Source organism: Actinoplanes sp. NPDC049118, from assembly GCF_040648555.1.
Lineage (GTDB): Bacteria > Actinomycetota > Actinomycetes > Mycobacteriales > Micromonosporaceae > Actinoplanes.
On sequence record NZ_JBEZDY010000046.1, the window covers coordinates 30,435 to 40,700 of the forward strand.

Here is a 10,266-nt window from a genome sequence, read left to right on the forward strand (position 1 = left end):
CACCTACGCCGACATCCAGGGCCGCATCGAGGCGAGACGTGCCATGGACGCGAGCGGGCCGCCCGCCGAGGGTTCTCGGCGGGCGGCCCCATGAAGCGTGACGGTCAGGAGACTGCCACGTTGCGGTACCAGTACTGCAGGATCTCCCGGAAGTTCTTGCCCTGGCGCGCCTGGTTGGCCGAGTCGGTCTGCGACATCCAGTCCCCGTCCACCCAGCCGGGCCGGCACGCGGTCGTGTTTGCGCAGTAGTGCGCCTCGAAGATCTTGCCGCTGCGGGTGATCCGGCTCGACCAGGTGCGGTCGACGGCGGCGGACGTCGCGGTCTGCGCCGACCCCGGCTTGTACACCTGGGAGTTCGTGTTGTCGTAGACATCGAAGCACTGCCCGCCCGAGGTCTTGCGGGTCGAGTGGAGCGCCCAGTACCAGGCGAAGTTCTTCACCGCGACGGCTCCGGCGTCCAGCGACGCGTTCGGCCAGCTGCCGATCCACTCGTTCGGCAGGACGTTCTTGACGTACGTCTTGAAGTCCACCCGGTCCACCCTTCCCTGGCTGGCCCGGTAGACCAGGATCGTGCTGGGCAGCGTGGTGTTGGTGCCGTCGGTCTGGCAGCCCGTCGGGTTCGTCGACGACCCCAGCAGCTCGTGCGAGGCGTTGTTGTTCTTCAGCGTCGCGTTGAGATTGGCCTTCTCGCCGGCATCGAAGTCCTGGTGTGCCCCGTTGAGGTTGCTGTTGAAGTAGACGCGGACCGTCTTGCTGGTGCGGTTCCACACCGATGCCGCGTTGTTCTTCACGCAGACGCCCTTGCCGGCGCCGTCGCCCTTGAACTCGAAGCAGGAAGGCTGGGTCGCGCCGTAGTCCTCCTGGGTGTCGGTGAAGTCGGAGACCGAGCCGGCCTGGTCGCTGTTGTAGTAGTAGCAGAAGTCGCCGCTGTCGCAGCTGCCGTCACGGTCGGCGGCGGACGCCGCGCCCGGTGCCACCGCGACGCCGACGAGCGCCGCCATCAGGACGGCCAGCACGGCCGGAACTCTTCTCAACATGGTCAATCACGGCTTTCGATCAGAAATGAAGTATGTGGGGGATGGGTCGGGCAGCAGGAGGCATGGCCGACCTCGGACGATCGTTCGGGCCGGTCATGCCGCCGCGCTCTACTTCTCGTTGTATCCCTGGGAGTTCCAGAACGCGGTCGGGTCCGCGTTTTCCAGCGTGGGGTCGTTGACGCTCCTGGCGGCGTGGGTCTGGCGTCCGGCCCGGACCTCGATGTGGGTGTGTGCGGCTGAACTGGAGGACACCCCGCGCCACGACTCGACACCGAGGAGCTCGCCCTTGGAGATGGCATCGCCGGCGCTCAGGCCGGACTTCGGCGAGGTGTGCAGGTAGATCACCGTCTTGTTCGCCGAGGCGTTGTAGACGGCGATCGTGGACAGCCCGCTGCCACCGGTGCTCCCGAAGGCGACGTAGGTGACCGTTCCGGACACCAGGGCGTGCACGTTCGAGCCGACGCTACGGGCGATGTCGATGCCCTCGTGCCGGCCGGGTGTGCTCTCGTAACCGTCGAAAGCGCAGGTGACCGAGCCGCCACTGGTCTTGTACAACGCGTACGACATGTTCGTGCGCGCTGACGGCGAGAACTCGTGCGAGGCGTTGTTGTTCTTCAGCGTGGCGTTGAGGTTGCCCTTCGCGCCGGCCGCGAAGTCCTGGTACGAGCCGCCGAAGCCGCTGTTGAAGTAGATCCGGACGGTCTTGTCGCTCTTGTTCCAGACCGAGGCTGCCTCGTTCTTGACGCACTTGCCCTTGCCGGCGCCGTCGCCCTTGAAGTCGTAGCACTCGGGCTGCTCGGCGCCGTAGTCATCGACCGAACCGGTGAAGTCCGAGATCGATCCCTCGTTGTCGCTGTTGTAGTAGAGGCAGAACTCGCCGCTGTCGCAGTTGCCGTCCCGGCCGGCCGCCGACGCCGGAGAGGAGAAGCTCAGGATGGAGGTGGCGACGGCGAGCGCGGCGCCGGCGACGGCCAGGCCCTTACGGATGTTCATGGTGTCCTCTCGTGGACGATGTTGTTGATCGAGGGGTTGGTTCGGGTGCGGGTCACTACCCGCGCTGGTACTGCTCCCAGGTGCGGATCGTGACCTTCGGTCCGTCGTCCGCTCCGCGGTTGGCCAGGCCGTTGAGGCCGAGGTAGTAGTCGCCGACCTGGTGTTGTGCCTGGCTGGACAGGTCCGTGTCGTTGATCGCCGTGGCGTGGATGTGCCACGGCCAGTCGCCCTGGCTCGGGTCACGGACCCAGGCGGCGAAGCCGACCTGGCGCAGCGCCTTGGCGACCGCGGTGCGCTTGGTGGCGTTCATGCCGGTGACCGAGATGTCGACGACGCCGCCGCCGTCGTGGGTGCCGGCCGAGGTCGGGTCGCCGCCGGGGTTGTAGGAACCCTGATCGAGTACGACCTTGTAACCGAGCAGCCTCTCGGCCTCGGTGAGCATCGCCTGGGTACGGGCATTGACGACGTACCCGTCGCGCTGCACCTTCGCGCCCGTCCCGATCGTGCGGGTGACCGTGTACCGGTCCTGCCCGAGCTTGGTCAGCGACGTCGTGCCGGGCAGCCCGTTGGCGTCCAGGCCGGTGTAGCCGAGCGAGCGCTGGTAGGCCCCGTACGCCGAGACGGTCTCGGTGCCGAAGTAGCCGTCGACCCAGCGGGCGTCGAGCAGGTTCTTGGCATCGAGCGCCTGCTCGACGGCGAGTACGGAGCTCTTCGCGCCGGGGGTCAGCGTGTGGTCGGCGCGGCGGGGGTCGATCTGGGCGGCCAGCACTGTGGCCTCCATGTCCACCACAGGCCGCGCGGCCGTGGCGACGGTCCACTGCCCTGTGGCGTCGGATGTCGCGGCCCACGCATGGGTCGGGACGCCGACGGCCACGCAGAGCCCGGCGAGCCCGACGGCTAACCAGGGACGGCGCATGGTCGATCCTCCTCGTAGGTAGTCCGTTGGGAACGGACACAACCCTGCGAGAAGGGGCCTACTGTTCGGTAGCCCGATGTACTGTCAGATCCGCCAGACCGTCGCTGACCTGGACGGATGCGGCGTTGTCAGCTTTGGCGGAACCCTGGACTTACATCGAGCGTTCGCACTCTGACACCGGCCGGGCCGGCGCTGCGGCGCGCTCAGGCGGTGACGGTGACCAAGAAGTACACCGGCCGGCGGCTGGGGAAGAAGGCCCGGCCGTGCTCGTCGACCATCTTCCAGGGGACCCAGCACTTCCCGGGGCGGCTCGGCGCGGTGACCGGAACACTGATCATCACCTGCTCGCCGGGCGGCGTGTCGCCGATCGCCACCCGATCCGGCACCCGGCAACCGTCATCGTCCGCGGAGGGGATCATCGGCGCCAGGTAGCGGTTCTGCCAGGCGACCGTTCCCACATTCGCGATCGCCCACACCTTCACGAAGCGGGCGTTGACCTTCACCTTCGTGCCGTCGGGGATGGTGACGTCGGCGATGAACTTGCTCGAGTCCCCGGGGACCAACGTGTCCGACGACTTTGCCGGTGACGGCGCCGGAGCGGATGACGGCGAGGCCGCCGCGCCGGAGCCGTCCGGGGCCGAGTGGCCGCGGACGGCGATGCCCAGGACGACGAACATCGCCGCGACCGCTGCGGCGGCGACGAGCCACGGCAACCGGCGCTGTCGCGTACCCGTGGTCTCGTCCGCCGCCTGCGTGTGGTCCGCGGCCCGCAGCGCGCTCTGGTCCATCGGCGCGAGTTCCGAGGACGCGGCGGGGGACTTCTCGGCGGCCGCGACGTCCGTCACCACCACGGCAACGGAGTCGGTGACGACCGGCGTCAGGGCGCCGGCCGGGACAGTGTGGACCGTCGCCGGGCGTTGTGCGTCCTCCCATCGGCGCCGCCACTCGGCCTCGTCCGCCTCACAGGCCCGGACGAACTCGCGGGTGGTCTCCCACGACGGGAACCTGGTCCCGGCGGCGGCCTCGTGCAGCGTCGTGTGCGAAATCCGGCCCGATCGCCCGGCCATCTTCCGGAATGACGGATCGCCCACCGCAGTCCGCAGGTCCCGCAACTGTTCGGCGAACCCTTCGGCGGCAGCACGCTGGTCTTCCATTCATCCCCCAGGTCAGACGCCGTCGTCGGGCGTTGTCAGAGCGTGTAAGAGGGTACCGAACGGCCTCAGCGGACATCGATGTGATCGCGTGAATGCACGGCACATCATGAAAGCCCGACCCGCAGCGATCCGGGCCAGGCCATTTGTTATGGCCATCTCTGCCGCTAGGTTCTGTCTCGCAGATGATGGGTGGCGATCATGAGTGTCGATCGTTGGACCTGGCGTGGCGCGAGGTGATCTGAGTAGCGAGGAATGGGCTGTGCTGGCGCCGCTGCGGCCGGCCCGGCCGGTTCGGGCCGTCAAAGGCGTGATCACCGGCAGGTGATCAACGCGATCTGCTGGGTGAGACGGACATCGACTGGAACGCCCAGGTCGGCGCCACCGTCGTGCGCACCCACCAGCATGCCGCCGTCGCGGCCAAAGGGGCTGACCGTTGCCGAGACTCAGGCACGCGAAGCATCGGACGGTCCCAGGCGGGTGACCACAAGTTTCATACCCTGGCCGACGGTCGGAGCCGATCCCTGGCCTCGTGGCTCACACCGGGGCAAGCCGCCGACACCCGGCAACTGATCCCGCTGCTCGAACAGGTTCGCGTCGCCACGCCAGTGCCCGGACGGCCGCGGAAGCGTCCGATCTCGTTAACCGCGACCGGGCGTACTCGTCACGGGCCAACCGCAAGGTCCTGCGGGACAAACACATCACTACGACGATCCACGCGACCAGATCGCCAACCGGCGGCGCAAAGGACGAAACGGTGGCTGGCCACCGACATTCGACCCCGCCGCCTACAGACTGCGTAACCAGGTCGCAGCTTTCGACGAAGGTTTGTCGACCAACCGGCAAGCCCGCTCGGCGAGTCACTGATCCAGCTGGCGTGGCTGAATCAGCAGTATTCGGCCTGGGCGTTTCGGCCACCCGCTGAGGCTTCGGCACTGGGCGCAGATTCGCACCTGACGACCCCGATGTCGGGGTCGGTCCAGGCGATCAGGGTTCCGCTGGTGGGGTCTCCGTCAGCACAATTCCCCGTGAACTCGACCGTCACGGGCCGGATCGCTGCATAGGCGATGAACGTGCCGTCCTTGAGCCCTTGTTTGGATTTGAATGCCGCCACCTGCTCGCTGCCGGGACTGGCGTTGGTAGATAACGCCTGCTTGACCTTGGGCGGAAGCAGCCGCAGAACGTCGTCAACCTTGCCGACCTTCATTGCTGTCCAGGTGACGTGTGCGTTCTCGGGGCTGTTCGACAGTTTCACGTCGCTCTCGATCTGCCCGCTCTTCATGACGACATGATGTGCCGTCGTGACCTGAGGGTCGTGCACAGCCGGGGATGCGGCTTCCAAAGCAGTCAGGGCGCATGTCTGTGTTAGGTCGATGTCGGACGACTCGGCCACGAACCCGACACATCCGGAGAGAGCGGTGAGCGAAAAGACAAACATCCCGCCGATGACACACCGCAGCGCTGTGAGCTGCATATTCCTACGATATAGGGATCCTGGGCGCCCCAAAAACGACCGAATGCGACTTCGGTTGATCAATCGGCCGTGTGAGCGCTGTGAATCGGCATGATCACCATGCCCGAGCGGTCGACCGTGTGACCACAACGGTTAGTCGGCCACTGCAACGCTTAGTTGGCCATGGGAAAGAGCGTGGCTCTTCGACGAAGCGGGCCAGGTCGCCCGCACGCGGAGTGTCGCACGCAGCGGATCATCGAGTCGCCGGTGGGTACCGCAGCAGCACTGTGGCCGCGAGAGCCCCTGTTGCTGACGGCGCGGTCCTTAGGTACTCGCGCAGTGTGGCGCTGTCGGCGTCCGTGGCCTGCAACAGCCCGTGGTAGCCCTACGTGCTGGGTCTTGAGGTCACCTTGAGCTTGCCTGGAACCAATGCATAGGCCCGACTCGTACCGTTTTTTCGTGCGGATTGCTGTGCCCTGACGTGGGTGTGCCGCGCCTTTGGTCGGCGGGCTTCCTCGCCGCAGTGTGTCTGCCGAGAATCGGAGCGGTTTGTGACAGGTAAGAGACGCCTTGCCCGAGTGCTTGCTGCCGGCGTGTGCGCGCTGGCGACGACGGCGCCGTTGGTCGCCGCCACACCGGCGGCGGCCGCCGACGACACGGGCCGCAAGCGGCGCGCAGCTCAAGCCGGCCCTGGCGGTCGACCTGGCCCCCACCCCGAGTGACCCGAACGGCAGCCACGAACTGCTGCTGCAGAACGCCGCGGGCACGGTGCTGCACAGCGTGCGGTTCACCCCCGGGCACCAGGACGCCGACACGGGGCCGGACGGCACCGAGGCTGGCCCGCAGGCTTCGCTGTTCAACGTCGTCGTCCCCGCGGACCTGGCCACCGCGGCCCGAGTACAGCTCCGCGCCGACGGTCGCACGCTGGCCACCGTCGCGGCCACGACGGCCGCGCCGACGGTCTCGGTCGGTGTCCCGAACTCGGGCTCCACGGACCGGCTGACGATCTCCTGGTCGTCGCGCGACGCCGACTCACCCGCGCTGGCCAACACTGTGCTGTACAGCGCCGACGGCGGAACCTCCTGGCAGGTGGTCGCGGTCGACATCACCGGATCGTCGGTGTCCGTTCCGCGGTGGTCGCTGCCCGGCAGCACCAACGCCCAGCTCAAGGTGATCGCCAGCGACGGGGTCCGCAGCACGGCCGCGGCCTCTTCGACGTTCTCGCTGCCCGACCTGGCGCCCACGGTAGAAGTGCTCAGCCCCGGCGCGGGGCAGCTGTTCACCGGAGCGCAGGCCATCTCGTTCGTCGCTCAGGCGAGAGATGTCGAGAGCGGTTCCCTCGACGGCGGCGCGCTGCAGTGGAACTCGAACCGCGACGGCTGGCTGGGCAGCGGCTCTCGACTGCCGGTGCGCGCCGACCAGCTCCGCGAGGGCGAGCACGTCATCACCGTCACGGCAGAGGACGGGGCGAACCAGCAGACCACGGCCACGGTCCGGATCACCGTGCAGCGGGTGGCACCGCCGCCGGTGGTGGTCGACCTGGCGCCCGCGGTGGATGTACTCACCCCCGGCCAGGGACAATCGTTCACCGCAGCGCAGGCTATTCCGTTCGCCGCCCAGGCGAACGACGTCGAGGACGGTCTCCTTGACGGCGCCGCCGTGCAGTGGTCCTCCGACCGCGACGGCCTGCTCGGCACCGGCGCCCGGCTGCCATGGCGCGCCGACCAGCTCAGCGTGGGCGAGCACGTCATCACCGTCACCGCACGCGACTCGGCGGGCCAGACGAGCACGGCCACGGTCCGGATCACCGTGCTCTCTGCGTACACCTTCGGCGGCTTCGAGTCGCCGGTAGTGACTCCGGGGCCGACCAGCATCAAGGCCGGTAGCACCATCCCGCTCAAGTGGTCGATCTCCGGTCCGGGCGTGAACGCCGGCACCGTCAAGTCGGCCAGGTTCCTGACCGACGGTGCGAGCTACAAGATGGTCAAGTCCGGTCCGCACTGGCACCTCAACGTGCAGACTCCGAAGACATGGGCGGCAACCACCCAGGTCTTCCGGATCACCCTGGTCGACGGGTCCACGTACGAAGCGGAGTTCACCCTGAAATGAGCCGGCCCCGATCCCGGACATCCGTAGCGGTGCGGGCAGCAATGCTCCTGCTCGCACCGCTGCTGGCCGCATGCACCGACCCGCCCGCCGACGGCCTGACCGGCACGGCCGTCGCCCTGGACGACACCGGGCGCGGCGAGTCGCCGATCGACGAGGGCTGGATCATCGCCGTACCGGCCACAGCCGTCGACGGCCTGTGGAGCACCACCGGCAACGACCCCATCGACAAGCAGAACCCGAAGGACGTATCTGCGCGAGTCAGTCGTGACCAGGTGACCCAGGCCGGCGGCGTGGTCGCCTCCCTCGACGATGACGGCGAGTTCGTCCTACCCGCCAAGGAAGGCGCACACCTGCTCTGCTATCTCGAATCAGCCGATACCGGCGGCGGCGAGCTGATTCAGGGCTGCGGGTTCCTGACCCTGCCCGCGTCCGGCGAGCTGAGGATCACCGACGGAGAAGGCGGATTCTACGCGGAAATGAAGGAGTAGTAGCAGGTGCACACGCTCGGCGGCGACACCATCGATTGTCGAAAGGCGGCCAACTAGCCGTTGCAACTCTGGCCAGCTCAGCGTTGCAAGCCGACGCTGCTCGCCAGCTTATCCTTTGCAGGCTGGCCAACTAACGGTTGCAGTCACAGACCGGCAGCTGCCAAAGCGCAAGGCCAGAGCTTCACTCTCGATCTTGTGTCATCGAGATCGCATTGCATTTTCGATGACAGTGCGTGTCCGCTGTGTGCGCCGGGCATCCCGGACGGTGATCCGGCGGACGCCGGCTGCATCTCAGGGCTCCGCCAGGCTTCGTCGCAATGCCCGGACAGCAGAACGCCCACCGTGCGTTTCCGCAGGTGGGCGACGCTCAAGCCCGGCGAGAGGCTTGGTGGCCAGGGGCGGGTCGAACCGCCGACCTTCCGATTTTCAGTCAGGCACCACGACGTTGTCCGGCGGCAGCACTCCATTGGTGCCATCTGCCCCTGGACCCGTCGCCGAGCCCTCTGGTGGCGACTCCGTCCAAGTCCATGCCGACGGCGAGGGGAAGCCGCTGGGAGACGTGGATACCGCGGGAGTCGGCACGGGCTTCGGCTCGGTACAGCCCGACAGCGTTGGCAGTCCGGCGAATACGGCAACTCCGACGAGCAGTAGGCGACACGCGGCAGACATGACTCTTACATCGGCACCCTCGATGGCGGGATGAGCAACACGGGATTAACACCCCCCGGTCTCCGATCCAGGGTCCAGACGAGTCCGGCCCACGGTTTGCCGCCTAATACGTCGTCAAGTCGTGCGGCTCGCGGGGTCACCCCGCCATCCGGGCCATTGGCTGGCCAGTAACCGTGGTCAACAAGTGCCGGGGACGGGCACGAGCGGGCAGTCAGTCATCCATACTGAGTGATCGGCCCGCCACCCAAGGGCAGGCTTGGAGCGATGAGCCGCTATCGCCGATCGAGCAGTACCAGAAGGGCATCAGGCTTCGCCTAGCCGTCAAAGACCTCGCGGTGCGCCTGGTGTTGTGCGACGTCCACGCGAAGCAACTCACCGAGGCCGCATGGCATGGCGCCTTGGCGGCACTCGACCGTTGGGGCTGGCGTCCCCTGCGTCGCGGCGGTGAAGGCGAAGTACAACAGTGAAGTACAGCAACGCCAGCAACCGCGCCGGCCGCAACCGACCGCCCACACCTCGTCTGACCTCGCACGGAGCGCGTTGGCGGCGCAGGTGCGCGCAACCCGACCGGACGGTTCAGGTGCGGATGCCCGCGTGTTAACAGCCGGTCGAAGTCGCCGGTGGCGTCAAAGAACCCGCCGATCGCGTGTTCGAGCAAGCTTCTCGTGCTCGCCGTGGTGATACCGACCGCTTCGAGGAACCAGCCGAGGATGGCGCTGCAGCAGCGGTACCGAGCGGGCCACTCCCCTTTGAGCCGCATTGATCGACCTCTGTACCGTCGGGACGCCGTGGCCCGGCAGGTCCGCCCGGCATCCCCTTCGTGACGCTCTCGGGAGAACCATGCGACCCCTGCATCACCGTGCGCTGTCGGTGCTGATCACCGTGGCCCTGGGTGCCGCCGCGGTGATGGCCGCCGGCGCGCCCGCGATGGCCTCCGCATCGCCTACCAGGACTGTGGTGGCGGCCGACGAGCCGGACACCACTGCGCCGGTCGGGCGCTACCAGCTCGACTTCACCAACCTTTGGGACGGCCAGGGCGCGACCCTGACCGCGTTGGAGGTGTCCGACAACGTCTCGGCGCAGCAGGACATCCGCCAGTACGTCGACTGGGGCGACGGGGACTTCTCGTACCTGGACGGCGACGAGAAGTCGCAGTGGCACCGGTTCTTCAACCCCGGCTCGTACACCGTGACCGTCCGGGTCACCGACCGGGCGGGCAACTCGTCGTCCGGGGTCTTCGCGGAGACGGCCACGGTCACCGTGGTGAAGATGCCCGGCACTTTCAAGATCGTCAAGAAGCAGGTGTGGATCGGCGACCCTGCAACCGTGACCCTTGCTGACATTCCGAGCGATGTCAGCAAGGTGCGGGTGTGGTGGGGAGACGGCAAGGACTCCACGGTCAGCCGGACGACCAAGCAGGTGACGCACTACTACACCAGTCAGACGAGCT

7 protein-coding genes and 1 pseudogene are annotated in these 10,266 nt (G+C 67.5%); 3 read left to right on the forward strand and 5 right to left on the reverse strand.

Going from position 1 to position 10,266, the window contains the following annotated elements; all coding sequences use genetic code 11:
- Positions 1-104: 104 nt before the first annotated feature.
- The 5 genes from AB0B58_RS40760 to AB0B58_RS40780 all read right to left on the reverse strand — a co-directional run bounded on the left by AB0B58_RS40760 (position 105) and on the right by AB0B58_RS40780 (position 5,571).
- Entirely contained in the window at positions 105-1,016 is a 912-nt protein-coding gene (locus tag AB0B58_RS40760; RefSeq protein WP_360236212.1) for a peptidase inhibitor family I36 protein, read from the reverse strand.
- Positions 1,017-1,145: 129 nt separating this feature from the next.
- Entirely contained in the window at positions 1,146-2,030 is an 885-nt protein-coding gene (locus AB0B58_RS40765) for a peptidase inhibitor family I36 protein (RefSeq protein ID WP_360236215.1), read from the reverse strand.
- Between the two features lie 55 nt (positions 2,031-2,085).
- On the reverse strand, positions 2,086-2,946 hold the full coding sequence (locus AB0B58_RS40770; protein WP_360236218.1) for a peptidoglycan-binding protein: 861 nt from the start codon (positions 2,944-2,946) through the stop codon (positions 2,086-2,088).
- Between the two features lie 203 nt (positions 2,947-3,149).
- Complete coding sequence (locus AB0B58_RS40775; protein ID WP_360236221.1) at positions 3,150-4,100, reverse strand: NBR1-Ig-like domain-containing protein; 951 nt, start codon at positions 4,098-4,100, stop codon at positions 3,150-3,152.
- A gap of 883 nt (positions 4,101-4,983) precedes the next feature.
- Positions 4,984-5,571 carry a hypothetical protein gene (locus AB0B58_RS40780; protein WP_360236224.1) on the reverse strand — a complete coding sequence of 196 codons (588 nt, stop codon included), beginning with the start codon at positions 5,569-5,571 and terminating at the stop codon, positions 4,984-4,986.
- Between the two features lie 549 nt (positions 5,572-6,120).
- Between AB0B58_RS40780 and AB0B58_RS40785 the strand changes: the two genes are divergently transcribed.
- The 3 genes and pseudogenes from AB0B58_RS40785 to AB0B58_RS40795 all read left to right on the forward strand — a co-directional run.
- A complete protein-coding gene (locus tag AB0B58_RS40785; protein WP_360236227.1) occupies positions 6,121-7,659 on the forward strand; it encodes a hypothetical protein in 1,539 nt (512 codons plus the stop codon).
- A 41-nt stretch (positions 7,660-7,700) separates the two neighbouring features.
- Complete coding sequence (locus AB0B58_RS40790; protein ID WP_360236230.1) at positions 7,701-8,147, forward strand: hypothetical protein; 447 nt, start codon at positions 7,701-7,703, stop codon at positions 8,145-8,147.
- A 1,509-nt stretch (positions 8,148-9,656) separates the two neighbouring features.
- Positions 9,657-10,266, forward strand: a pseudogene (locus AB0B58_RS40795) (hypothetical protein); the annotation flags it as partial.

Coding starts and splice junctions, on each gene's coding strand:
- AB0B58_RS40765 (WP_360236215.1), bottom strand. CDS start 2,030: ATGAACATCCGTAAGGGCCTGGCCGTCGCCGGCGCCGCGCTCGCCGTC.
- AB0B58_RS40790 (WP_360236230.1), top strand. CDS start 7,701: ATGCTCCTGCTCGCACCGCTGCTGGCCGCATGCACCGACCCGCCCGCC.
- AB0B58_RS40780 (WP_360236224.1), bottom strand. CDS start 5,571: ATGCAGCTCACAGCGCTGCGGTGTGTCATCGGCGGGATGTTTGTCTTT.
- AB0B58_RS40775 (WP_360236221.1), bottom strand. CDS start 4,100: ATGGAAGACCAGCGTGCTGCCGCCGAAGGGTTCGCCGAACAGTTGCGG.
- AB0B58_RS40770 (WP_360236218.1), bottom strand. CDS start 2,946: ATGCGCCGTCCCTGGTTAGCCGTCGGGCTCGCCGGGCTCTGCGTGGCC.